This is a genomic window from Gordonia sp. SGD-V-85 (genome assembly GCF_001456905.1).
In the GTDB taxonomy this organism is placed as follows: Bacteria; Actinomycetota; Actinomycetes; order Mycobacteriales; family Mycobacteriaceae; genus Gordonia; species Gordonia hongkongensis.
The window spans coordinates 54,388-77,132 of record NZ_LNQO01000024.1 but is presented as its reverse complement, the minus strand read 5'-3'; the positions used below and the strand labels follow the sequence as shown (position 1 = coordinate 77,132).

The window sequence follows — 22,745 nt, the reverse complement described above, 5'->3', positions numbered from 1 at the left end:
GCGTGCACATCGGACCTCCGGACAGCGTCGTATCGACCGAAAGTCGTAGGGGTCGACACCCATCGGGAGGACGCGGGCACCACCGGCGCCCGACTACGGTGACGGTTGTGCGTCCTGAGCAGTACCAACCACCGATGACGTGGGCCGGCCGATTGTGGCGGCTCGCGGTGATGCTCTGCGTCTCGGCCGGCACCTTCGCCACCCGTGCGTCGTACCTGTGGGACGAGGCCCGGTGGTGGTTCGTCGCCGACCTCGCACTCGGGGTGCTCTCCTACATCGTCATCTGGTGGCGCCGAAGCCATCCCGTACCGGTCACGACGTTCACGAACATCGTGACCATCGTGTCGTCGTCGTCTCTCGGACCGGGCATTCTCGCCATGGTGTCCCTGTCGACCCGGCGTCGGTGGCGCGAGATCATCCCGCAGGCGGTGTTGTCCGTTGTCGCGGGGATCATCGCCCTCGCCTTCTTCGCCACTCCGACCGAGGCGAACGATCCCGTCATCATCAGTTACTCGGTCACGGTGGTCGCGACGGCGGCGATGGTCGCGTGGGGTCTCTACATCGGTTCGCGGCGTGAGCTTCTCGCCAGCTGGCAGGCGCGCGCGCTGGCCTCCGAGGCCGAACAGCAGGCGAAGGTGATGCAGGCGCGTTCGCTCGAACGGGCGCGGATCGCACGCGAGATGCACGACATCCTCGCGCATCGGATCTCGGCGATGAGCATGTACGCGGGCGCATTGGCCTACCGTTCGGACCTGTCCGGAGAGCAGATCCGCGAGACGGCGCAGACCATCCAGGAGACCTCGCACCTGGCGTTGACCGAGCTGCGGGAGGTGCTCGGGGTTCTGCGGGAGGGGCCCGGCGACGCCGCGCCCGAGGAACCGCAAGGGGTTCCGGACCTGGCCGCGCTGATCGAGGAGGCGCGCCGGCTGGGGATGCGTGTGGACAGCCGATGCGACATCGATGTGAATTCGCTGGGCCCGGCGATCTCACGCACGCTGTATCGGTGTGTGCAGGAGGCCTTGACCAATGCGCGGCGTCATGCGCCGAGCGCGCCGGTGACCATGCACATCCGGGGCGGACCCGAGCACGGTGTGGATCTGCTCGTCGAGAATCCGCTACCGCTGACAGCGGGTTCGATCGGTCCCACACCAGGATTCGGACTCGTCGGCCTGGCCGAGCGGGTCGGGTTGCACGGCGGCAGGCAGTCGGTGACCGTGAGCGAGGACAAACGGTTCCTGTTGCATGTCTGGTTACCGTGGCAGTCATGACCGCCCGCATCATGATCGTCGACGACGACCCCCTCGTCCGTTCCGGACTCCGGCTTCTCCTCGGCGGTGATGCCGGCCTCGACATCGTCGCCGAGGCGGGCAACGGGCAGGAGGCTCTCGACTCCCATGCCGCGGCACCCGTGGATCTCGTCCTCATGGATCTGCGGATGCCGGTCCTCGACGGGATCGCGGCCACCGGCCGCTTCAAGGCACTGGCCTCGCCACCCGCGATCATCGTGCTCACGACCTTTGACGCCGACGACTACGTGGTCCGCGCACTCGCGATGGGTGCCGACGGATTCCTGCTCAAGGACACGCCACCCGACGACATCGTCGCGGCCATCCACCAGGTGCTCGACGGTCGACCTGCCCTGAGTCCCTCGGTGACCGCCGCGTTGATCAAGCAGGTCGTCACCAGCGGCGGTCACCGGACCTCGTCCGCCGTCGAACGTGTCGACCGACTCACCGCACGCGAGCGTGATGTGGCCGTCGAGCTCGCCCGCGGGGCGTCGAACGCCGAGATCGCCGAACGGCTCTACATGAGTCTTGCGACGGTCAAGGCGCACATTTCGCACATCTTCACCAAACTCGACGCGGGCAACCGGGTCCAGGTCGCGATCCTCATGCACGACGCCGGGATGGTGTGAGTGCTCAGTATCTGCGGCCTGGCGGCCGTCGTGGACTATGGAAGAACCCGTTGTGCTCGGCGCGAGCCCAATCACTGCTCCCTGAGGAGGCCGGAGCTTGCGGAGGCCGTCACGAAGGGTCCTGGTGAGTTGGGTTGCGGAGACCCTTCGTGACGCGCCCTCCGCAAGCTCCGGGCGCTCCTCAGGGAGCAGGGGGCAGGGCGTTGTTTCGGATTAGGGAGCAGGGGTTATGCGGTTCTTTCGGATTCGCACTGCCGAGTGGTCGAGCCGCCTACCTGCCGGTTGAGCCGCCTACTTGCCGGTTGAGCCGCCTACCTGCCGGTTGAGCCGCCTACCTGCCGGTTGAGCTTGTCGAAACCCCCGGGCCCGTCACCAGCGGAAGGTCGAGTGTGGTGCGAAGTCCCGCGGGCCCGTCGACCACCGCGGGGATGGCGTTCACGATCCGGCCGGCCGCGGCGACGATGGCGGCGTGGTTGTGGTCACCCTTGCGGCTCGTCGGCATGATGTCGACGGTGTACGACGGTTCGCCGGTGATCTCGACGCGGTAGCACCCGCCGGGCTGAGCCGGCTGCGCCCAGTCCGGCCGCAGGTCACCTCGAAGCCGCGTCACGTGCTCGATGACGATCACGGGTTCGCCGGCCACCTTGCCGATGATCTCGAAACGCACGGCCGCGCGGGTGCCCGCAGCGATGTGACCGGCCGCGATGTCGAAATCCTCCGGCGCAGGCTCGCTTTCGGAGATCTCCTCGATGTCGTCGACGGTGACGCCGAGACCGGCGGCCAGTTGCCGGATCGTCGTTCCCCATGCCAACCCCAGTACCCCCGGCAGGAACAGCATGGGGGTCTCGTCGAGCGGTTTGCCGAAGCCCATGACGTCGAACATGACGGTCGCCCCGTCATAGGTCGCGTAGTCGGCGATCTCCATGCAGCGCACCTGCTCGATGTGCTGGCAGGTGCCCGCGAAGACGAACGGGATGAGGTCGTTGGCGAATCCGGGATCGACGCCGGTCACGAACAGGCTGGCGCCGCTGCCCGCGGTGGTTTCGTCGATCTTGGCGATCGCCTTCGCGGGCATGACGTCCCAGGGGTACTGGAGCGTGTTCGGGGAGGACCCGACGACGTCGATCCCGGCGACGAGGATGCGCAGCACATCGTCGAAGGCCTCGACGGGACGCGTGTCACCCATGGCGCAGTACACGACACAGTCCGGCTTCGTCGCGATCACCTCGTCGAGGTCGCCCACCGCCAGGACTCCGGTGGGTGTCTCCAGCCCGGCGAGCGTCGCGGCGTCGACACCGACTTTTTCAGGGGTGGACACGCAGACGGCCACGAGTTCGAACCGCGGGTCCTCGATCAGCTGGGTGAGGCACAACCGGCCGACGTTGCCGGTTCCGACGAGAGCTACCCGGAAGGACATGGCGTGGAACTCCTTGTGTTCGATCGGCGCCGGTGGGGCGTGGTGTACACCTGTCCGGACGTTTGTCTGTTCAGTAGACCATTTTTCGGTGGAACCTGTTCTATTTTCGCGCTCGTCGCGGTAGCGTTGCCGCCCATGGGACGCGTAGACGACAAGGTTGCAGTGATCACCGGTGGTTCGCGGGGCATGGGCGCCGAGCACGCCCGGGCCCTCGTGGCCGAGGGGGCGAAGGTGGTGATCGGCGACATCCTCGACGACGAGGGCAAGGCGCTGGCCGCCGAACTGGGGGACGCGGCGCGCTACGTCCACCTCGATGTCACCTCGCCCGAGGACTGGCAGACGACGGTGTCCACCGCGGTAGACGAGTTCGGCAAGGTCAACGTCCTGGTGAACAATGCCGGCATCGTGAACGGTTCGACGATCCAGAAGTTCCGGCTGGACAAGTGGAAGCAGATCCTGGACGTGAACCTGACGGGCACGTTCCTCGGAATCCAGGCGGTCGCGGACCTGATGATCGACGCCGGCGGTGGCTCGATCATCAACGTCTCGTCGGTGGAGGGCCTGCGCGGAAGTCCCTGGGCGCACGGCTACGTCGCGAGCAAGTGGGGCGTGCGTGGTCTGGCGAAATCGGTTGCGCTCGAACTGGCTCCGCACAACGTGCGGGTGAACTCCATCCACCCGGGTCTCATCCGGACGCCGATGACCGAGGGGATCCCCGACGACATGGTGACCGTGCCGATGGGCCGGGCCGCGGAGTCACGCGAGGTGTCGACCTTCGTGGTGTTCCTGGCCAGCGACGAGTCCTCGTACGCGACCGGTGCCGAGTTCGTGATGGACGGCGGCCTCAGCGCCGACGTGCCACACAAGTGAACGCCCACACCAGGACGACCATCCCGATCAGTTCGACGAGTGTCTGCGTGATCACCGTCGCCGCGGCCAGTTCCGCCCCGACCGGCAGCGCCAGCGCGAGTGGCAGGACGACGAGCGAGTTGCGGGTGGCTCCGGAGAAGACGACCGCCGTCGACGGCTCCGGGGCCAGGCGGAACATGTGTGCCACCGCGACACCGGCCGCCACCATGATCGCGAGGAACGCGGCGTAGACCGGGATCACCCCGGCGATGTCGGCAAAACGCGAACCGACCAGAGGTACCTGGGAACTCACGGCGACGAAGAGTACGGCCACCATGAGCGGGACCATCGTCATCGTGGCGCCGACCGAGGCTCGACGACCCGCCTCGGATCGTTCCGCCCACGCCTGGGTGAGCCACGCCAGTGCCAGCGGGCAGAGGATGAGGACAGCGAACGCCCAGAGGAACGGCTCCGGTTCGATCACCGACCGTCCGTCACCGAGCAGCAGCACTAAGTACAGCGGTGTCAGCAGCATCTGGGCAAGGAGCAGCAGCGGCGTCGCGGCAAGGAGTCGTCGGGCGTCCCCGCCGCCGAGTCCGGCGAATACGACGACGTAGTCGACGCACGGACACAACAGCACCAATAGCGCGCCGACACGGATCGCGTCGTCGGCGGGCAGCGCTGAAGACAACACGGCCACCAGAAGGGGCGCCACGACGAAGTTCAGGAACAGCACCGCGACCAGGAACCGCCGGTCCCGCAGCGATTCCAGGAGATCGGACCGGCGGATCTGCAGAAAGGTGACATAGAGCAGCGCGGCGAGCAGCGGCGTGATCGCCGACTCGAGGCCCTCGGCGGGACCGGGTGCGGCCAGTCCCGCACACAGTCCGGCGACTATCGCGCCGAGGTAGAGGGCGACCTGGTGACGTTCGAGGCGGTCGACGACAGTCGCGGGTCTTGGCACCGAATCATTCTGCGACACCGCGGCCGCGTTCACCGACACCGCCATGGCGCGGTACGGCAGACTCGACCGGGTGATCACCCCGTCCCGGCGCACCGACGTCGCGCTGCTGGTCGTGGTGATCGTGTTCCTCGTCGCGGTGAACGTCGGTGCGCATCTCGCGGACGGCCCGCTGTCGGTGGCGATCGTCCCGGTTGCCGCAGTCGTGGCCGTGGGCCTCGCCCGCCTCGCCCGCCTCGGCTGGCGGGACCTCGGCCTGAGCCGTGCGGAACTGCGCGCCGGCATCCCGGTCGCCGTGGCCGCGGTCCTCGTGGTCGCGGCTGTGGTCTCGACAGCGGTCGCGATCCCGGCGACGCGTGAGTTCTTCCTGTCCGACCGCTATGACGATACCTCCGAGGCCCTCCTGGCGGCGTTCGTGATCATTCCGCTGCAGACCGTTCTCCCGGAGGAGGTCTTGTTCCGCGGTGTGCTGCAAGGGGTTCTGGGCCGGTTGTTCGCCCCGTTGACGACGCTGGTCGTCGGTGCGATCGCCTTCGGTCTGTGGCACATCCTGTCCTCGACCGGTCTCACCGCGGGCAACGAAGGCCTGAGCGGCGTGCTGGGTGCCGGGACGGTTGCACAGATCGCCGGCATCGCAGGTGCGGTCGTGGCAACCGGGGCCGCGGGTTTCGTGCTCGGGTGGTTGCGGCAACGCACCACGAGCCTCCTCGCACCGATCGCGCTGCACTGGGCACTGAACGCCACCGGGGCGATCGGTGCCGCGGTGGCCTGGCAGGTGTCGTAGATCGAACACCGCTGGTATGCGCGCAGCAGCACCACGAACCATGCTCCCTAATCCGAAAGAAGCCCATAACCCCTGCTCCCTGAGGGGTGAGGAGCGCAAGCGACGAGCCTCGAAGGGCCTGGTGAGACGTGTTGCTACACCCTTCGTGGCTCGCTTCGCTCGCTCCTCAGGGAGGGGGGCTCCTTCCTGTTCTCGAGGTCACGCTGTCCCGAAGATGCGATCGCCGGCGTCACCGAGTCCGGGGCGGATGAAGCCGTTGTCGTCGAGTTCGCGGTCGACCGCCGCGGTGAAGATCGGCACGTCGGGGTGTGAGCGATGCAGGACCTCGATGCCCTCCGGGCAGGCGAGCAGGCAGACGAACTTGATGGACTTCGGACCGTACTCCTTGATCCGGTCGATCGCGGCGACCGCCGAATGCCCGGTCGCCAGAAGCGGATCTACGATCACGACATCACGCTCGGACAGCTCCGACGGCATCTTGAAGTAGTACTCGACGACGACCATGGTCTTCGGGTCGCGGTAGAGGCCGATGTGTCCGACGCGCGCGCCGGGAACCACGGTCAGCATGCCGTCGGCGATACCGGCGCCGGCCCGCAGGACAGCGGCGAACACCAGCTTCTTGCCGTCGATGACCCGGGCGGTGGTGGTCTCGAGCGGTGTGTCGATGGTGATCTCGTGCATCGGGATGTCACGCAGGACGTCGTACGCCATCAGGATCGAGATCTCGTCGAGCAGACGGCGGAAGTCGTTGGTCGACGTCTCCTTGCGACGCATCAGGGTCAGTTTGTGTTGGACCAGCGGATGGTCGATGACGGCGACGCTGCCCATGGGTTCCTCTCGGTCGGTGGTCGGCTCAGAAAACAGTGCCGGTACTGCGTATCGTCAACGGCGGCAACCCATCGCGAAGTCGGCTCGCGAGCACGCGGCCGGCCGCCCAGGTGCCACCCTCGAGCACGCAGGCCAGGGGCATCGAGGCTGGATCGGCGTCGAGGCGATCGCGTACGAGGTCGGCGATCTCGTCGAGAAGGGCGACGGTGAGCGCCCGCCATTCGACGACGAGCTCGTCGCCGACCTCCCACTCCCGGTCCGCCCAGGCCTCCTCATGCAGCGCGAGCACACCCGAGTCGAGGAGAAGGCCACCGTTGCGGTATTCGGGGAGGCCGGTCAGCTCGTCGAGTCCGGTCACCTGGACACCGGCCCAGCGGAACGGTTCGAGAAGCGAATAGGTCAGCCACTGGGACAGTTTGTGGAACGGCACCCAGCCGGCGGTGAGGCCCGGGCCGACGACGGCGTCGTGATGCCAGCAGTCGCCCAGTGGGTGGGTGTCGATCGTGTTGTCCGACGGCCAGATCGGGCCCAGATACTCGAGTACCCCGCTCAGGATGTCGACCGCGGGCACCTCCGCACGACCACCGCGGGTGAGGTGATCGAACAGGCCGCCCGGCCGGGCGTCCGGACCGAAGATCTCGGGGCGGCTCGACAACACCTCGCCCAGGCGGCGCAGGAGATCGACCCGCCCGGGCAGGCCCGTGAGCGGGTTGTCGGGACCCACCTGGAAGGCCGCGCCGAGAGTGTCCGCCGTGACGCGGCCCAGACCGGTGGCGTCGACCCGCAGGGGATCGGCCGGGTCGCTCGAGAACACCCCCTCGCAGAACGCCACCCAGCTCGCGACGCCGAGCCCCTCGGAACGGGTGAGAACCAGGTCGCTCGACCGCTCCCGAAACGACCACTCGGGTCCCGCGCCGGCATCGAGGAGGACGCTGACCAGCACGACGTCGATGAGCGCGCGGGTTCGCTCCGCCGAGCCGGCCGGGGGCAAGGCGGCGTCGAGAGCGCCGAGGCGGTCGATACCGCCTGCCTCGAAATGTCGCCACCTGCTGTGAAAAGGGATGTCTCCGTCGGGATATCGCAACCGAGTCGTTTCCACGACGATGTCAGCTGCCGCGTCCCGCGCATCGTCGTGGACGATGAACCACGACGATTCGCCGGCCCGCGCCCGTTCGAGGAGTTGTCGCGACCGGCTCCGGACGGTGGCGGTGGAGCGCAGCAGCCGGGCGGCCTGTGAGGCGGAGAGTTCCACCTCTGGTGCTCCGGTCATCACAACCCCCGGCCCTTGACCTGACGCAGCTGTTCGGCATCGGGCACGGGTCCGGGCGTGAAGTAACCGGCAGCCATTTTCGCGTCGATCTCGACGCGGGCGTCGGCGGGGATCAGTTCGTCGGGGATGTTGACCCGTTCGCCGACCTCGATACCCGAGCCGGTGATGGCGTCGTACTTCATGTTCGACATCGACACCAGGTGATGGATCCTGGTGATCCCGAACCAGTGCAGGACGTCGGGCATGAGCTCCTGGAACCGCATGTCCTGTACGCCCGCAACGCATTCGGTGCGGGCGAAGTACTGGTCCGCGGTGTCACCGCCGAGTTGGCGTTTACGGGCGTTGTACACCAGGAACTTGGTGACCTCGCCGAGGGCGCGTCCCTCTTTGCGGGAGTAGGCGACCAAGCCGACGCCGCCGCGCTGGGTGCCGCGGATGCACTCCTCGATTGCATGCGTCAGATATGGGCGGCACGTACAGATGTCGGAGCCGAACACGTCGGAGCCGTTGCACTCGTCGTGCACCCGTGCGGTGAGTTCCACCGAGGGGTCGGCGAGGTCGCGGGCGTTGCCGAAGATGTAGACCGTCTGCCCGCCGATCGGCGGGAGGAACACCTCGAGATCCGACCGCGTGACGAGTTCGGGATACATGCCGCCGGTCTCCTCGAACAACACCCGGCGCAGCTCGGCCTCGGAGCAGCCGAACCGCTCGGCGACGCCGGGAAGATGCCACACCGGTTCCACGGCCGCCTTGGTGACCAGAGCCGCGCCACTCGGCAGCAGAACCTCACCGTCGGGGACCAGACGGCCCTTCTCGATCGCCTCGGCGATCTCGGGAAGGATGACGTGCGCCTTGGTCACCGCGATGGTCGGCCGGATGTCGTAACCGCGAGCGATCTCGTCGGGGAAACTCTCGGCGACTGTCGCACCCCAAGGATCCAGCGAGACGATCGCGCGCGGATCGCCCCACTGTGGATACGGTCCGATGTGGTCGGTGGGCGAGGTGTTGGTGAGATCGGCTCGGTGCTCTCGTGCAAGGGCGCCGGCGGCGACGGCCAGTGCGCGATAGACGCTGTAGGAGCCGCTGTGGGTACCGATGACATTGCGATGCGCACGTGTGCCCGTCGTCCCGATGACGGGACCGCGTTCCGCCGCGGTGGCCGCCCCCCAGTGGATGGGCGGAGCGTCGACCCCGCCGCTGTGTGAGGTCAGTCGGATATGGCCCAGGGACCTGTGTTCGCCGGACATCGTCGTCGTCCTCACCTTCGTCTCGAGGCGGTCACCCGCCACGGAGGGAAAGCGCCAGCATAGTTCCGGAAGTCCCTGTGCGCCGGGTGATGCGAAACGCCACGGCGGCGGCACCCCACGAAGGGTGCCGCCGCCGCATCTGATCGGTTCGACGATGAACCGATTTGCTCAGAGTTCGAACCGGTCCAGGTTCATCACCTTGTCCCAGGCCGCGACGAAGTCGTTCACGAACTTCTCCGCTGCGTCGTCGGCTGCGTAGACCTCGGCCAGGGCGCGCAACTGTGAGTTCGACGTGAACGCCAGATCGGCGCGAGTGCCGGTGCAGGTCTGCTCGCCGGTGGCGCGATCGCGCCCGACGTACAGGTTCTCGTCTTCCGACGCCGACCAGGCTGTCGACATGTCCAGCAGATTCACGAAGAAGTCGTTCGTGAGGACGCCGGGACGGTCGGTCAGGACGCCGGCCGCCGAGCCGCCGAAGTTGTTGCCCAGCACCCGGAGGCCACCCACCAGCACCGTCATCTCGGGGGCGCTGAGGGTCAGCAGCGATGCCTTGTCGACGAGGGTGAACTCGGCCGGAAGGCCACTGGTCTTGCCGACGTAGTTGCGGAACCCGTCGGCGGTGGGCTCGAGATGTGCCATCGAATCGGCGTCCGTCTCGTCCTGGGTGGCGTCGGTACGTCCAGGGGTGAACGGTACCGTGATCTCGACTCCGGCATCCCGCGCCGCCTTCTCGACTGCTGCCGTGCCGCCGAGGACCACGAGGTCGGCGAAGGAGACCTTCGCGCCGGCCTCGCCGGTGAACGCACCCTGGATGCCTTCGAGGGTGCGGATCACGGTGGCCAACTCGTCGGGCTCGTTGACCTCCCAGGATGCCTGCGGCTGCAGGCGGATCCGGCCGCCGTTGGCGCCGCCGCGCTTGACGCTGCCACGGAAGCTCGACGCCGCCGCCCACGCGGTCTTCACGAGTTGCGCCACAGTCAGTCCCGAGTCGAGGAGCGTCGCCTTCAAGGCTGCCACGTCGGCATCGGTGACAAGTGGGCCCTCGTGCGCCGGGACATTGTCCTGCCACAGGTACGTCTCGGTCGGAACAAGCGGACCCCGATACCGGACGGCGGGTCCCATGTCGCGGTGCAGGAGCTTGAACCAGGCCTTGGCGAACTCGTGCGCCAGTTCCTCGGGGTGATCGAGCCACCGCCGGGTGATCTTCTCGAAACCGGGGTCGTAGCGCATCGCGAGGTCGGTGGTCAGCATCGACGGGTGGGTCTTCTCGTCGCCGAATGCCGTGGGGACGGTACCGGTCCCGGCGCCGTCCTTCGGACGCCACTGGTTGGCTCCGGCCGGACTCTTGTAGAGCTCCCACTCGTAGCCGTAGAGAGTCTCGAGGAAAGCGTTGTCCCAGCGGGTCGGGGTCGGATTCCAGATCACCTCGAGGCCGCTGGTGATCGTGTCCGCGCCCTTGCCGGAGCCGTGCGAGCTGGTCCAGCCGAGACCGGCGTCCTCGACGGCGGCGGCCTCGGGTTCGGGACCCACCAGGCCGGCGTCACCGGCGCCGTGGGTCTTGCCGAAGGTGTGGCCCCCGACGATCAGAGCCGCGGTCTCGACGTCGTTCATCGCCATCCGCGCGAACGTCTCGCGGATGTCGACCGCGGACGCGAGGATGTCCGGATTGCCGTTCGGTCCTTCCGGATTCACATAGATGAGCCCCATTTGCACTGCCGCAAGCGGTGTCTCGAGTTCGCGGTCGCCCGAGTACCGCTGATCGGCCAGCCACTCGAGTTCGGGGCCCCAGTACACCTCGTCGGGCTCCCACTCGTCCACGCGCCCGAAGGCGAAGCCGGCGGTGGTGAACCCCATCGACTCCAGGGCGACGTTCCCGGCGAAGACCAGGAGGTCGGCCCAGGACAATGCCGTGCCGTACTTCTTCTTGATCGGCCACAGTAGGCGGCGCGCCTTGTCCAGGTTGGCGTTGTCCGGCCAGCTGTTGAGCGGGGCGAATCGCTGCATCCCGGCTCCGGCACCACCGCGTCCGTCCTGCACCCGGTAGGTACCCGCGGCATGCCAGGACATGCGGACGAACAGGCCTCCGTAATGGCCGAAGTCGGCGGGCCACCAGTCCTGCGAATCGGTCATCAGGGCGGTCAGGTCGGCGCGTAACGCCTCGACGTCGAGATCCGCGAGGGCCGAGTCGTAGTCGAAGTCGGCGTCCATCGGATTCGCGACGTCCGGATTGTGCTGAAGCACCTTGAGATTCAGCTGGTTCGGCCACCAGTCGCGGTTGCCGCCGCCCTGGGTGGGCGGCGTGAGCCGACCGTGCGCGACCGGGCAACCGCCCGCGGCGGGCTCGGTGTTCGCCTCGGCAATGGGGGGATGTTCCTTCGCGTCGCGGACGGGCTCGTGGTCTTGCTGCGCCATGCGGGGTTTCCTTTCGGGCACGGTGAGAACTGCGATCGCCGGGTCGGTGATCGCAGGGGAGGGAGGCGTCGTGGTCGGGGGTCTATCGGTCGGGGCCGGCGCCCGGAGCGGGTCGGTTGGGTTCGGGGATGCAGTCGGGGCAATGACCCCAATAGATGACCTCGGCTTCGTCGATGACGAAACCCCGGTCGTCGGACGGGGTCAGGCACGGGGCCTCGCCGACTGCGCAGTCGACGTCCCCGATGGATCCGCATGTACGGCATATCACGTGGTGATGGTTGTCCCCGACGCGTGACTCATATCGAGACACGTGGCCGGACGGCTGGATGCGTCGCACCAGACCGGCCGAAGTCAGTACGCCCAGAACGTCGTACACCGTTTGCTGCGAGACCTCCGGCAACCGTTCGCGAGCGGTTCGGAGGACCTCGTCGGTGTCCGCATGAGGATGTGCTCGGACGGCTTGCATGACCGCGACGCGCGGGCGGGTCACCCGCAGTCCGGCGGCGCGCAGGTGCCGGGCGCAGTCCTCGTCGGTGAGCATGGTGACCATCGTGCAGTCTTATCTGGAATGATTCAAGTTAAGAAGGCGAAGTGAGGTGGCCGTCACGGGCGCCGTCGTAGTATCTGCTCATGCGGACAGCGACGCCGACCACCGCTCGGGCAGCCCTATGACCCCGTACGACGAGATCGTCGACGAGCTGTACGGTCTGGCGCCGGCGGCGTTCGTGACACGCCGGAACGAACTCGCTCGAGAGATCAAAGCGGACGGCGACCGTGACCTGGCGGGGCGGATCGCGAAGTTGCGGCGGCCCACGCAAGCTGCGTGGGCCGTCAATCAGTGGGTTCGCGCGCACCCCGACGACAGCGCCCTCATCGCTGGGTTGGCGTCGGATTTGACTGCGGCCCAGCGCCGCTCGGCTGTAGACAAGATGAAGACGTTGTCGCGACGCCGTCAGGATCTGATCAACGAGTCGGTGACCGCGGTCGCCGCCACGGCCGCAGATCTGCGAGTGACGCTGGGAGACAGTACCATTCGCGAGGTCACGCAGACATTGCGAGCCGCGGTGGCCGACCCGGAAGTGCTCGAGCAGGTGTTGCGGGGAAACCTCACCGCATCCGCCGAATACAGCGGCTTCGGGCCCGCCGGCGTGTTCGTCGTCCCGGAGCCGTTGCAGGAACCAGTCGCGGACGAGTCCGAGGCAAGCGGCGCGGACGCAGACGGTGCCGACGAAGAGGGTGCCGACAGGGATGACGCCGACGACTTGGACCACACAGCGTCTGACGAAGCGGAGCGTCGTCGACGAGACCTCGAAGCCCGACTGGCCGAGGCCGAGACAGGGGAGCGAACGGCCCGATCCGACCTCGACGCCGCCTCCCGAACTGTGGACGGGGCTTCGTCGGAGGTCGACGAGATCGTCCGGCGGGCTCAGGAGTTGCGGGCCGAGCTGGCTCGTTGCGAAGAATCGCTGCGGTTCGCGCGGCAACGACTCTCGACTGCGGAACAGGGCCGGGCCGAGGCGCGGATCGCGCTCCGTGAAGCCGTCGCGGCCACCAATGAGATCCGCTCGGCGCTCGCCGAGCTGTGAGCCGACGAAGGGGTCGAACCCGAAGTCTCCACCATGGTTGCCCGTCGCCCACGGTCAGCGTGTCAAGTGAAAACGCAGCAGCTCGGTGGTGCCGTTCAGCGCGCGGCCCCAATAGCCGCCCCGGCCGTCGGCTCGGAGCTCGTCACGCACGAATCCCACGGCGGTTCCCGAGTAGTCGACGACGATGACCGGTGCACCGTCCTGCACGGAACGCCCGGGGTACACCGCGCCGGGGAAGGCCCACCCGATCGCGGTGTTGTTGACGACCCGCGAACCCGTGAAGTTCTTGCCGAACCACACCGTGTCGGCGATCGGGGCGCTGGTGACGTCGCCGCGGTAATACCCGGACGGCATCGGCGGTGCAGCCTGGGCGGTCCCGGGTGCGGCCAGTGTCACTGCGCCCGCGAGGGCGACCGCGGCGACCGCGACGGCACCCCGGCGGAGGTGGGCGGTGGGTGAGGTGTCCATCTACCCATTGAACGCCTCCGCCGGCTCGCCGGCTCATGGTTCGTCGGCGCCGTCCTCGCGTCGCCGAGGATCGGTGGCCGACGAGGATCAGTGGCCGACGAGGCGGAGTGAGTCGTCGCGGCGGAGCACGAAGAAGTACGGCTTCGGCGACCCCTTCAGGTCCATGGCACCCAGGACAGCTTCATCGGAGATCCGGTGGAAGACGTCGTTGATCGGCAGCTGATCGTAGGACATGGTCGCGGTGTCCGTGCCGCGGTACCGGGTGGTGCGCAGCCGGGCACGTGCTCGTCGGGTCTGACTGAGAAGGCGGGTCGCGGCGATCGGCGTCCCCAACGACAACGACTTGACTCCGGGCGCCTTCTCGGCGATCCCCAGTCCGCCGAAAGCGATCGCCGGATTCATGGCCCACAGCGCCGAACCGTCGCGGGTCGGGAAGAGCAGGGGGTGGACGGTCTCGGCGTCGACGAATTGCTTGCCCCACCAGCCGCTGGCCGCGAGGAAGCCGTCCAACGGGTGGTCGGTGGGCAGCTCGGCGCCACGCCAGGTGCCGATCATGAAGTCCGGCTCGACCGCGGGGGCGGAGTCGAACAGGTCGAGGGCCTCGGCGGTCGTCGCCGGCGTGGTGGTCAGGATCTCGCGCACATGCATGTCGACGATCGTACGTGTAAAGACACAAGATCTGAAGAATGTCGCAACGGATCGCGGAGCCACGCCCCGGGGTGTGCGGCCCGTCCGGAATAGCCTGTACGTACGCCGGGTTGCCGCAGGCATGAACCAACCCGCGTATGACCCTCGTGATCTTCTCGCCGAAGGCGGAGTCGGCGTCCTCGCCACGATCAAGTCCTCGGGATTACCACAGCTGTCCCCGGTGACCCCCTTCTACGACCGCGACGCCGGGACCATCTACGTCTCGATGACCGAGGGCCGGGCCAAGACCGCCAACCTCCGACGCGATCCGCGCGCCGCATTGGAGATCACCGGGCCCGATCGCTACACGTGGGCGACCGCCGAGGGCACTGTGACGTTGATCGGCCCGGGCACCGAACCGGACGGGCCCGAGGTCGAGGCGCTCGTCGACTACTACCGCAAGGCGGCAGGCGAGCACCCGGACTGGGACGAATACCGCAGGGTCATGGTCGCCGATCGCCGCGTCCTGATGGTCATGTCCGTGGACCGGGTGTACGGCGAACGTCTGCGCTGATTTTCACGATCGAGGACCCGGGTTGTCCTCGTCGTGTCGCACAGTGGACGCATGACAACCGACTTTCAACTGACCTTCGACTGTGGTGACCCGGCTGCGCTGTCCGCATTCTGGGCCGAGGTGCTCGGTTACCGGCTCCAGGACCCGCCTACCGGATTCGACAGCTGGGAGGCGGCGCTCGACGCATTCGGGGTGCCTCCGGAGCGTCGGAACGACGCCTCGGCCGTGATCGACCCGGAGGAGCGCAGGCCACGGTTGTTCTTCCAACGCGTACCCGAGGGCAAGACGGCGAAGAACCGGGTGCACCTCGACGTCCGTGCTGCCCCTGGTCTGAGTGGCGACGACCGGATGCGCGCCCTCGAGGCCGAAGCCGACCGGCTCGTCGGACTCGGTGCGACCCGGGGCGAACGACACGACCCCGCACCTCCGCTCGGTGAGGGGCACATCGTGATGCGCGACCCCGAGGGCAACGAGTTCTGTCTGGACTAGGGATTTCGTAGCAACAATGCGCGCTATGTGCGCTCTGTTGCCACGAATTCCGATGTCAGACAGATATTTCCGGCTCTACCCAGGGTCCCGTCCAGGTCGGGCTGCTCGAAAGTGACCTCGGCGAAGCGTCCCTGAACCGAGAGCGTCGCGATGGTGTTGCCGAACAGCGGGCCCAGGGTGTTTCGCCAGGCGACGGGCAGTTCGGGCGAGCCACCACGACGCGCCCAGCGCCGGACGACCGCGGCGAGCCGATTCGACCACCCCAGCCGGAACACCACCTTGATGTACGGCGGGATCGCGTTGTGCACCGGCGAACACACGAGCTGGTGGACGTCGGCGCTCGTTGTGTCCGGGAAAGTCGCACGCGCGGCATAGCTGTGGTGGACGTCGCCGGACAGCACGCTGACCGTCGCGGGCCCGGGGTCGCGCGCCGCAACTTGTCGGATCATCTCGCTGAGCCGGACGAAGGAATCGAAGAAGGCCGGCCAGTGCTCGAGGTCGGCCCCCTGCCGGATCTTCTCGGCCAGCTGTCCACGACGGCCCGGCCGCCGGGCGCCGATCTCGTTCACAGTCTCCGCATCACCGATGACCGGCGGGAGCAACCACGGCAGTGATGAACCCAGGACCAGGTGGTCCAGTCGCTCGATGTCGTCGTCGACCTGGCTCTCAACCCAATCGAATTCGTTGTCGCTCAGCATCTTTCGCGTTCCGTCGGACAGGATGCGACCGTTGCGGGAGTCGATCATGACCAGCCTGGTGTTGCCCAGGTTCCACCGGAAACTGAACCGGACACCCTTGGTTCCGTCGGTTTCCCGGTCGGCACGATCCGCGACCTCGATCAGGTGGGGCCAGCAGTCACCGTCGATGTCGCGGACGCGGCGGTAGTCCTCGGACTCGGCGAGTTCGGCGGGGGAGAGGTTGCCGAGGTGCTGATACACCCAGTACGACGCGAGGCCGGCGCGGATCCGGTCCTGCCACCACGGCTTCTCACTCATCTGCCGACGCCAGGTGTCCGAGGTGTTCCAGTCATCACGGATGTCGTGATCGTCGAAGATCATGGCCGTCGGCACCGTCGAGAGGATCCATCGGATCTCGGGGTCTCCCCAGGTGTGCCGATACAGTCCCTCGTACTCCTCGAAGTCGACGACCTCGTCGGACGGTCCGGCGGTCGAGGCCCGGCTCGACTCCAGCGACTTCTTCACCTGCGGGGTCAGCTCGTCCGCGTACACCTGGTCGCCGAGCAGAATGAGGGTGTCCGGCCACTCCTCCACCGGGAGGTGGCGCATTCGGACCGCGTAGCAGTCCAATGCGTCGAGTCCGAGCTTCTCGTCGAGCTTGGGGTCCTCGGCCCGCGGATACCGGCAGGACCCGAAGACGAACCGGTGCCGGTCCGCGGTGTCCGGTCCCCGGGTCCGGATCACGCTGGGCGGGAACTCGGTGTCCGGGAGGGGCCACTCGAGGGCGCCGTTGACGCGGACCTGATACTCGGAGACCGTGTCGGGCACCAGGCCGCTGACCTCGACCAGCGCGTAGTGGTGACCGGACACCTCGAACGTCCGGGTCGCACAGCCGAGGACTTCGACCTCGCCGGGTTCGTCGGTCTGCACCCAGATCAGCGCGGAGGTTTCGTCGACGTGCCGGAGGATCGGACCCAGAACCAAAGCCATTCGATCAGAGTAGGCCGTGGCGCAGCGTCGCGCGGCCACGTCGATCGTGAGCGATGAGTTCGCCGGGTCGTGCCGGTCTGCACTCCTGTCGCCCTCACCATAGCGGTGACGTCTCGCGCCGGGACACCGGTGCACCGGAGTATCGATGGAGGAGCAACCCATGGTGATCGTTGCCGGCAGTCTGCGAGTGGACCCGGACCAGCGCGCGGCGTACATCGCCGGCTGCGACGAGGTGGTCGGTGCCGCCCGTCGGGCACCGGGGTGTCTCGATTTCGCAATCTCCGCGGACTCGATGGACCCCGGCCGGATCAACATCTTCGAGCGCTGGGACTCGCAGTCGGCGGTCGAGGCTTTCCGTGGCGACGGGGTCGGCGAGGACCAGTCACGGGCGATCCGGTCGGCGTTCGTTGCCGAGTACGACGTCGCCGACGTGCGGATACTGGCGGGCCCTCCGGATTGATGAGCACACAACCCGCGGCGACATCGAGCGTCGTAGGCTGTGTGCGCACTTCCAGAGGGGATCATGACCGGAATGTCCGACATCCAACAGACTCTCGCCGACGTCCTCGGCGAGCTCCGCAGTCTCGACGACCCGCGGATCCGAGCGGTCAACGAGAAACACGGCGACGACCACGGGGTCAATCTCACGAAGCTCAGGGCGATCGCGAAACGACTGCGAACGCAGCCCGAACTTTCCGCAGAGCTGTGGGCGACGGGCGACACCGCGCCGCGTCTGCTCGCACTGTTGATCTGTCGCCCGCGGGCGTTCGACCCCGCGCAGCTCGACACGATGATCCGCGAGGTCGACCGGCCGAAGGTCCACGATTGGCTCGTCAACTACGTCGTCAAGAAGAGTCCGCATGCCGAGGAGTTGCGGAGGTCGTGGATGGCCGACGCCGAGCCCGGTGTCGCCGCGGCGGGATGGGCCCTGACCGCTGATCGAGTGGTCAAGAAGCCCGGTGACCTCGACACGGCCGGGTTGCTCGACACCATCGAGTCCGACATGGGGAACGCACCGCCACGCCTGCAGTGGGCGATGAACACATGCCTGGCGACCATCGGCATCGAGAATCCCGACTTCCGTTCCCGTGCAATCGACATCGGTCAGCGGTTGCGAGTGCTGGAGGATTACCCGACCTCCCCGGGCTGTACTTCGCCGTATGCGCCGGTCTGGATCGCCGAGATGGTACGGCGTCGATCGTCGTGACCTGAGCGGCAGCTCGTTGCCCCGTCGCTCAGGCGTCGGATCCCGACACTCCCGGGGATCCTCTGCTGCTCAGTCATTGTGGCGGCTGTGGGAAACCGGCATGACGACCGTGGTGAGGTCGCCGCCGTCTGCGGACCGAATCGTCATCGGGAGGTCCCGATTGCGGACGTCGATCATCATCTCGGCCCCGATCGACACATGGACCGCGGGGTAGAGCGTCGAGACCTCGAACCACAGTGCGATCGGGGGGCCGCAGGTCTCGGCTGGCGCGACGGCGAGTTGTGCCGACGAGGCGTCGCTCAGTGTGAGCGCCGCCGACGTGAAGTCCAGGTGCACCCGGTCGGTTGCACAGCGCTCCAACGATTGCAACACAGCGGTTTTCGCGACACTCGCACGCATGGTCACCGTGGGCAGGGCTTCGATCATCGCCTGGTGCGCGGGAAACGGCCCGTCGAGTAGGCGGCACCATAGATCGTCCCGACCGTCGAGCCGGAATCGAACTGCGCCGGCCACGGCGTCGATGACGACGACGCCGCCCCGTGCCAGGTCGGACAGACCATCACGGAGGTCGGCCGCACACAGCGTTCTCGACTCCGCGGCGATCGTCATCTTGATCGTCCTGGCCTCGTGCCGAACCCGATCGGCATCGGCTGCGACGGTCCGCACGTGCTCGTCGATCAGTCCGCCGGCGGTACCCGGCTCGGCGGCGAGGACCGTGCGGATGTCGGCGAGCGACATCCCGATCTCGCGGAGTCGCCGGAGTGCGATCGCGTGCCGCTCCTGCGACGCGCTGTACTGGCGATATCCGGTCGACGCGTCGACGGCGGCCGGGGTGAGCAACCCCGAGTCGTCGTAGAACCGCAGCGCGGACGCGGTCAAACCGGTGCGTTGCGCGAACGCGCCGATCGGGACGAGTTCGCTGACTTCGGGAACGGAGGGCATATCGCAGATCATCCGGCTTCGACCAACCTGAAGGTCAAGAGGAAGCGAGTCGGCGTCCGAATCGGGTCAGATGAGACCGAGTGCGAGCATCGCGTCGGCCACGCGAGTGAACGCCGCGATATTGGCACCGGTCGCGTAGTTGCCCGGCGCCCCGTATTCGTCTGCCGTGTGCAGGCAGTGGTCATGGATGGCCGTCATGATCTCCGACAATCGGTCCTCGGTGTGCGCGAACGTCCACGAATCCCGAGAAGCGTTCTGCTGCATCTCGAGTGCGCTCGTGGCGACGCCGCCCGCGTTCGCGGCCTTGCCCGGGGCGAAGCCGACGCCGGCGTCGGCGAAGATGCGCACCGCCTCGGGGGTGCTGGGCATGTTCGCGCCCTCGGCGACGATGCGACATCCGTTCTTCGCCAGTTGAGTGGCGTCGACCCCGTTCAGTTCGTTCTGCGTCGCGCAGGGGATGGCGATGTCGGTGGGCACACTCCACATCGATCCGGTGTCGACGTGACGGGCGGACCCGCGGCGGGCGTCGGCGTAATCCGAGATACGGCCGCGCCGAACGTTTTTGATTTCCTTGAGCAGTTCGAGGTCGATACCGGCATCATCGACGACGTAGCCCCCGGAGTCCGAGCACGCGATCACGCGACCGCCGAGTTGTTGCACCTTCTCGATGGCGTAGATCGCCACATTGCCCGAGCCCGAGACCACCACGGTCTTGCCGTCGAGGTCGTCGCCGGCCGCGGCGAGCATCTCGCGGACGAAGAACACCACGCCGTACCCGGTCGCCTCGGTGCGGACCTGCGACCCACCCCAGGCGAGTCCCTTGCCGGTGAGCACGCCGGACTCGTAACGGTTGGTGATGCGCTTGTACTGGCCGAAGAGATAACCGATCTCCCGACCGCCGACGCCGGTGTCACCCGCGGGCACATCGGTGTACTCGCCGATGTGACGGTAGAGCTCGGTCATGAACGACTGGCAGAACCGCATGATCTCCGCGTCGGAGCGTCCCTTGGGATCGAAGTCGGCGCCGCCTTTGCCGCCGCCGATCGGGAGCCCGGTCAGTGCGTTCTTGAAGATCTGCTCGAACCCGAGGAACTTGACCACGCCCAGGTAGACGCTCGGGTGGATTCGAAGGCCGCCCTTGTAGGGACCGAGTGCGGAATTGAACTCGACCCGGAACCCGCGGTTGATCTGCACCTGTCCCTGGTCGTCGACCCACGGCACTCGGAAGATGATCTGGCGCTCGGGCTCCGTCAGTCTCTTGATGATCCCGGCGTCCGCGTAGTGGGGATGTTTCGCCAAGACCGGACCCAGACTGTCGAAGACCTCCCGGACGGCCTGGTGGAACTCGGCCTCCCCAGGGTTCCGCGCAACAACCTGCGCGTACAGATCGCTGATCTTCTCGTCGAGCACGATGGCGACCACTTCCTTCTCCGTAGGTGTGGGACGGCGACGTGCCCAGGTGAGCACGCCGCCACCCGCACCCTATCGAGTGACAGGAATTCGACCGCAGACCGGTCCGTCGGACGACGACCGCGGTGTGTCCGCAGTGAGGTGGTCGGACCCGCTCACCTGCGGAGCAGTCCGGTCGGGCACCGCTATGCGCGGATCACGCGCGGGCCAGAACAGGTCGTCGCACCTGGAGCGACGGATGTCGGGTCACGATCTCATGCCTGGACGTCGGATCGGCACCAGTGGTGAGCGTCAGGATCCAAGGCACCGACTCGGTGTCGTCGGACACCCACGGATCCAGTTCGAGGTGGGCCAGGATGTCGCGTGACAGGCTCTCGAGTCTCGCGACGGTCAGTCGTCCGGACGAGTCCGCGAAACCGCAGCACACATCCCGCCCCTCGGGTACTCCGAACACGTCCACGTCGTTCTCGCGGTGCCATTGCCGTCGGAGGAGCAACGACTCCGACTCCTCGACGACAACCGAACACCTGGCGGGGTGGGGAAAGGCGTCGTGCGCGCGAGTCGACGCTTGCTTGACGAATTCTCTGACCCGACCGGGGGAGCCACACACGCGTATTCGGCACTCCATCACAACCGCTTTCACGGCCACTCTTCCTTTCGCTGCGACCGGCCATCTGCGACCGGTGCCATGGACTCTAGCCCAGAAAAAAATAAAAGCCAGTCCGGCGCATTTCGCAGGCGCACAGTAAATGAAAAGTACTGTGTTACAACGTATGAAGTCGGCAAGTCGGCACCAGATCGGACGGGCTGGACTTCTGTCGTTTCTGGGCTATGGTCACGACGAGAGCGGGATCGACCCGCTGTAGACCACGACCGATTCGAGGAGAAATGGCGGAAAAGAATTCGAGCTCGAAAAAGCGGCGGCAAGAACTCAAGGAACGTCGTGAGCGAAAACGGGCACTCGAGGATGTCTCGTTGATTCGGAAGAGGAAAAGCGCGCGTTGACGCCGACGCTCGCGTCAGCCCGCGCTTTTCAGTGCCCGGGCGATCGTGGGCCAGGCTCGGTGCAGATCCTGGTTCCAGTAACCCCACGAGTGGAGACCGGCACGGAAGTCGTAGGTGATGTCGACCCCGGCTCGGTCTGCGCGACGCTTGAAGCTCTCGGTGCATCGGGCGACGATGCCCTCGAGCACGCCTCCGACGGGTGAGGCCAGCCCGGCCAGCCCGAGGGCCGGGTCGGGCAGACCGTTGCCGACCGCTACATACACGGGCTTACCGCGTAGCGCGGACACGTGACCGGCGGGATTGTGGGCATCCCAGTTGTCGTGATCGAGCGGGCCCCACATGTTCTCCGGGTTCCCACCCCTCGTCGTGACCGATGTGGCGGTCGCCTGCCGGAACTCCGGCGACCCTTGATCGAGGCACCCGCTGAAGGCGACCACACCCCGGTAGAGATCCGGGTTGCGGACCGCGATGGACATCGCGCCCAGCGCCCCCATCGACAGCCCGCCGATCACGTTCCGTCCGTTGCCCCGGAAGCGTCCGTCGACCAGCGGAGGGAGTTCCTCGGTCAGGAAGGTCTCCCACATGTTCCGACCCAGGACGGGATCGATTCGGCGCCAGTCGGTGTAGTACGAGCCCGTACCCCCGATGGGCAGAACCACGTTGACCTTCTTGTCGGCGACGAAGCGCGCGATGTCGGTCTGGAAGGTCCACCCGCTCTGCGTGTAGCTGGTGTAGACCCCACCGTCGATGCCGTCGAGGAGGTACACGGTCGGCCGTGGGCCGGTCCGCTCGCGGGGGGCGAGCACGCTCACCCGAACGGGCCGCTTCATGGCGGCGGAATACACGGTCATCGTCGTGCGTGTCGCCGTCTCCGAGGACACCGCAAGGATCCGCGCCGAGTCGCCGAGCCTCGGTGGAGTCGCCCCCGCCGGCTGACCCGTCGAGACGCTCGCGACGACCGCGATCAGAAATGCACAACCGAGCCCTGCGGCTCGCTGCCAGCGTGACACTCTTCGTTCCCCCTCGGACACTGCCGTCACGACCGGCGACCCACCCCCAGGTCGACGTCCGGCATTCGCCGCGTGTC

General features: G+C 67.2%; 23 protein-coding genes. 9 read left to right on the top strand and 14 right to left on the bottom strand.

The genetic code is table 11. The features are described from left to right. Nucleotides 1-134 precede the first annotated feature (134 nt). Together AS181_RS21390 and AS181_RS21385 are read left to right on the top strand one after the other, a co-directional pair. On the top strand, nucleotides 135-1,268 hold the full coding sequence (locus AS181_RS21390) for a sensor histidine kinase (protein ID WP_231742633.1): 1,134 nt from the start codon (nucleotides 135-137) through the stop codon (nucleotides 1,266-1,268). After that, a complete protein-coding gene (locus tag AS181_RS21385; protein ID WP_058253504.1) occupies nucleotides 1,265-1,915 on the top strand; it encodes a response regulator in 651 nt (216 codons plus the stop codon). Before AS181_RS21390 ends, AS181_RS21385 begins: the two co-directional genes overlap by 4 nt. Nucleotides 1,916-2,246: 331 nt before the next feature. Here the strand turns inward: AS181_RS21385 and AS181_RS21380 are convergent, their stop codons facing one another. Further along, a complete protein-coding gene (locus AS181_RS21380; RefSeq protein ID WP_058253503.1) occupies nucleotides 2,247-3,332 on the bottom strand; it encodes an NAD(P)H-dependent amine dehydrogenase family protein in 1,086 nt (361 codons plus the stop codon). Nucleotides 3,333-3,467: 135 nt separating this feature from the next. Between AS181_RS21380 and AS181_RS21375 the strand changes: the two genes are divergently transcribed. Continuing rightward, nucleotides 3,468-4,202 (top strand): glucose 1-dehydrogenase, encoded by a 735-nt coding sequence (locus tag AS181_RS21375; protein ID WP_055475422.1) that lies wholly within the window; start codon nucleotides 3,468-3,470, stop codon nucleotides 4,200-4,202. On the opposite strand, the gene AS181_RS21370 is transcribed toward AS181_RS21375, so the two are convergent. Next, nucleotides 4,177-5,190, bottom strand: coding sequence for an arsenic resistance protein (locus tag AS181_RS21370; protein WP_175404376.1), 1,014 nt, complete (start codon nucleotides 5,188-5,190; stop codon nucleotides 4,177-4,179). The genes AS181_RS21375 and AS181_RS21370 overlap by 26 nt on opposite strands. 25 nt (nucleotides 5,191-5,215) lie before the next feature. On the opposite strand from AS181_RS21370, the gene AS181_RS21365 reads away from it, so the two are divergent. After that, entirely contained in the window at nucleotides 5,216-5,926 is a 711-nt protein-coding gene (locus AS181_RS21365; protein WP_082653006.1) for a CPBP family intramembrane glutamic endopeptidase, read from the top strand. 198 nt (nucleotides 5,927-6,124) lie between these two features. Here AS181_RS21365 and upp read toward each other — a convergent pair whose 3' ends face one another. The 5 genes from upp to AS181_RS21340 form a co-directional block, all read right to left on the bottom strand. Beyond that, nucleotides 6,125-6,754: a uracil phosphoribosyltransferase gene (gene upp / locus AS181_RS21360; RefSeq protein WP_058253501.1), complete on the bottom strand. Its 630-nt coding sequence runs from the start codon at nucleotides 6,752-6,754 to the stop codon at nucleotides 6,125-6,127. 25 nt (nucleotides 6,755-6,779) lie between these two features. After that, nucleotides 6,780-8,024: a URC4/urg3 family protein gene (locus tag AS181_RS21355; RefSeq protein WP_058253500.1), complete on the bottom strand. Its 1,245-nt coding sequence runs from the start codon at nucleotides 8,022-8,024 to the stop codon at nucleotides 6,780-6,782. Continuing rightward, nucleotides 8,024-9,271, bottom strand: a complete 1,248-nt coding sequence (locus tag AS181_RS21350) for a GTP cyclohydrolase II (RefSeq protein ID WP_058253522.1) — start codon at nucleotides 9,269-9,271, stop codon at nucleotides 8,024-8,026. The genes AS181_RS21355 and AS181_RS21350 overlap by 1 nt, the downstream gene beginning before the upstream one ends. Nucleotides 9,272-9,439: 168 nt before the next feature. Beyond that, nucleotides 9,440-11,683 carry a catalase/peroxidase HPI gene (gene katG, locus AS181_RS21345; RefSeq protein ID WP_058253499.1) on the bottom strand — a complete coding sequence of 748 codons (2,244 nt, stop codon included), beginning with the start codon at nucleotides 11,681-11,683 and terminating at the stop codon, nucleotides 9,440-9,442. Between the two features lie 82 nt (nucleotides 11,684-11,765). After that, the gene (locus tag AS181_RS21340; protein WP_058253521.1) at nucleotides 11,766-12,224 is read right to left on the bottom strand and encodes a Fur family transcriptional regulator; all 459 of its coding nucleotides are present in this window, start codon (nucleotides 12,222-12,224) and stop codon (nucleotides 11,766-11,768) included. 127 nt (nucleotides 12,225-12,351) lie between these two features. Here AS181_RS21340 and AS181_RS21335 point away from each other — a divergent pair, with 127 nt between their 5' ends. Continuing rightward, on the top strand, nucleotides 12,352-13,269 hold the full coding sequence (locus AS181_RS21335) for a hypothetical protein (protein ID WP_058253498.1): 918 nt from the start codon (nucleotides 12,352-12,354) through the stop codon (nucleotides 13,267-13,269). A 54-nt stretch (nucleotides 13,270-13,323) separates the two neighbouring features. Here AS181_RS21335 and AS181_RS21330 read toward each other — a convergent pair whose 3' ends face one another. Both AS181_RS21330 and AS181_RS21325 read right to left on the bottom strand, forming a co-directional pair. Next, complete coding sequence (locus AS181_RS21330; RefSeq protein ID WP_058253497.1) at nucleotides 13,324-13,737, bottom strand: hypothetical protein; 414 nt, start codon at nucleotides 13,735-13,737, stop codon at nucleotides 13,324-13,326. Between the two features lie 87 nt (nucleotides 13,738-13,824). Continuing rightward, nucleotides 13,825-14,385: a GXWXG domain-containing protein gene (locus tag AS181_RS21325; RefSeq protein WP_058253496.1), complete on the bottom strand. Its 561-nt coding sequence runs from the start codon at nucleotides 14,383-14,385 to the stop codon at nucleotides 13,825-13,827. Between the two features lie 121 nt (nucleotides 14,386-14,506). On the opposite strand from AS181_RS21325, the gene AS181_RS21320 reads away from it, so the two are divergent. Together AS181_RS21320 and AS181_RS21315 are read left to right on the top strand one after the other, a co-directional pair. Further along, nucleotides 14,507-14,938, top strand: a complete 432-nt coding sequence (locus AS181_RS21320; protein ID WP_058253495.1) for a PPOX class F420-dependent oxidoreductase — start codon at nucleotides 14,507-14,509, stop codon at nucleotides 14,936-14,938. Nucleotides 14,939-14,989: 51 nt separating this feature from the next. Next, nucleotides 14,990-15,427: a VOC family protein gene (locus tag AS181_RS21315; RefSeq protein ID WP_058253494.1), complete on the top strand. Its 438-nt coding sequence runs from the start codon at nucleotides 14,990-14,992 to the stop codon at nucleotides 15,425-15,427. A 23-nt stretch (nucleotides 15,428-15,450) separates the two neighbouring features. Here AS181_RS21315 and AS181_RS21310 read toward each other — a convergent pair whose 3' ends face one another. Further along, a complete protein-coding gene (locus AS181_RS21310) occupies nucleotides 15,451-17,094 on the bottom strand; it encodes an alkaline phosphatase D family protein (protein ID WP_058253493.1) in 1,644 nt (547 codons plus the stop codon). Nucleotides 17,095-17,254: 160 nt separating this feature from the next. On the opposite strand from AS181_RS21310, the gene AS181_RS21305 reads away from it, so the two are divergent. Together AS181_RS21305 and AS181_RS21300 are read left to right on the top strand one after the other, a co-directional pair. After that, the gene (locus AS181_RS21305; RefSeq protein ID WP_058253492.1) at nucleotides 17,255-17,554 is read left to right on the top strand and encodes a putative quinol monooxygenase; all 300 of its coding nucleotides are present in this window, start codon (nucleotides 17,255-17,257) and stop codon (nucleotides 17,552-17,554) included. A 63-nt stretch (nucleotides 17,555-17,617) separates the two neighbouring features. Next, nucleotides 17,618-18,301 (top strand): DNA alkylation repair protein, encoded by a 684-nt coding sequence (locus tag AS181_RS21300; RefSeq protein ID WP_058253491.1) that lies wholly within the window; start codon nucleotides 17,618-17,620, stop codon nucleotides 18,299-18,301. Between the two features lie 69 nt (nucleotides 18,302-18,370). Here AS181_RS21300 and AS181_RS21295 read toward each other — a convergent pair whose 3' ends face one another. From AS181_RS21295 to AS181_RS21280, 4 genes are all read right to left on the bottom strand, one after another. Then, nucleotides 18,371-19,243 (bottom strand): MerR family transcriptional regulator, encoded by an 873-nt coding sequence (locus AS181_RS21295; RefSeq protein WP_058253490.1) that lies wholly within the window; start codon nucleotides 19,241-19,243, stop codon nucleotides 18,371-18,373. A 66-nt stretch (nucleotides 19,244-19,309) separates the two neighbouring features. Then, on the bottom strand, nucleotides 19,310-20,665 hold the full coding sequence (gene gdhA / locus AS181_RS21290; protein ID WP_058253489.1) for an NADP-specific glutamate dehydrogenase: 1,356 nt from the start codon (nucleotides 20,663-20,665) through the stop codon (nucleotides 19,310-19,312). Between the two features lie 184 nt (nucleotides 20,666-20,849). Beyond that, nucleotides 20,850-21,107 (bottom strand): hypothetical protein, encoded by a 258-nt coding sequence (locus tag AS181_RS21285; RefSeq protein WP_231742623.1) that lies wholly within the window; start codon nucleotides 21,105-21,107, stop codon nucleotides 20,850-20,852. A 565-nt stretch (nucleotides 21,108-21,672) separates the two neighbouring features. Next, nucleotides 21,673-22,668 (bottom strand): alpha/beta hydrolase, encoded by a 996-nt coding sequence (locus AS181_RS21280; protein WP_058253487.1) that lies wholly within the window; start codon nucleotides 22,666-22,668, stop codon nucleotides 21,673-21,675. Nucleotides 22,669-22,745: the final 77 nt, after the last annotated feature.

Coding starts and splice junctions, on each gene's coding strand:
- AS181_RS21315 (WP_058253494.1), top strand. CDS start 14,990: ATGACAACCGACTTTCAACTGACCTTCGACTGTGGTGACCCGGCTGCG.
- AS181_RS21385 (WP_058253504.1), top strand. CDS start 1,265: ATGACCGCCCGCATCATGATCGTCGACGACGACCCCCTCGTCCGTTCC.
- AS181_RS21335 (WP_058253498.1), top strand. CDS start 12,352: ATGACCCCGTACGACGAGATCGTCGACGAGCTGTACGGTCTGGCGCCG.
- AS181_RS21355 (WP_058253500.1), bottom strand. CDS start 8,024: ATGACCGGAGCACCAGAGGTGGAACTCTCCGCCTCACAGGCCGCCCGG.
- AS181_RS21375 (WP_055475422.1), top strand. CDS start 3,468: ATGGGACGCGTAGACGACAAGGTTGCAGTGATCACCGGTGGTTCGCGG.
- katG (WP_058253499.1), bottom strand. CDS start 11,683: ATGGCGCAGCAAGACCACGAGCCCGTCCGCGACGCGAAGGAACATCCC.
- AS181_RS21325 (WP_058253496.1), bottom strand. CDS start 14,385: ATGCATGTGCGCGAGATCCTGACCACCACGCCGGCGACGACCGCCGAG.
- AS181_RS21350 (WP_058253522.1), bottom strand. CDS start 9,271: ATGTCCGGCGAACACAGGTCCCTGGGCCATATCCGACTGACCTCACAC.
- AS181_RS21390 (WP_231742633.1), top strand. CDS start 135: ATGACGTGGGCCGGCCGATTGTGGCGGCTCGCGGTGATGCTCTGCGTC.
- AS181_RS21320 (WP_058253495.1), top strand. CDS start 14,507: ATGAACCAACCCGCGTATGACCCTCGTGATCTTCTCGCCGAAGGCGGA.
- AS181_RS21330 (WP_058253497.1), bottom strand. CDS start 13,737: ATGGACACCTCACCCACCGCCCACCTCCGCCGGGGTGCCGTCGCGGTC.
- upp (WP_058253501.1), bottom strand. CDS start 6,754: ATGGGCAGCGTCGCCGTCATCGACCATCCGCTGGTCCAACACAAACTG.
- AS181_RS21370 (WP_175404376.1), bottom strand. CDS start 5,190: ATGGCGGTGTCGGTGAACGCGGCCGCGGTGTCGCAGAATGATTCGGTG.
- AS181_RS21340 (WP_058253521.1), bottom strand. CDS start 12,224: ATGCTCACCGACGAGGACTGCGCCCGGCACCTGCGCGCCGCCGGACTG.
- AS181_RS21295 (WP_058253490.1), bottom strand. CDS start 19,243: ATGCCCTCCGTTCCCGAAGTCAGCGAACTCGTCCCGATCGGCGCGTTC.
- AS181_RS21310 (WP_058253493.1), bottom strand. CDS start 17,094: ATGGCTTTGGTTCTGGGTCCGATCCTCCGGCACGTCGACGAAACCTCC.
- AS181_RS21305 (WP_058253492.1), top strand. CDS start 17,255: ATGGTGATCGTTGCCGGCAGTCTGCGAGTGGACCCGGACCAGCGCGCG.
- AS181_RS21380 (WP_058253503.1), bottom strand. CDS start 3,332: ATGTCCTTCCGGGTAGCTCTCGTCGGAACCGGCAACGTCGGCCGGTTG.
- AS181_RS21300 (WP_058253491.1), top strand. CDS start 17,618: ATGACCGGAATGTCCGACATCCAACAGACTCTCGCCGACGTCCTCGGC.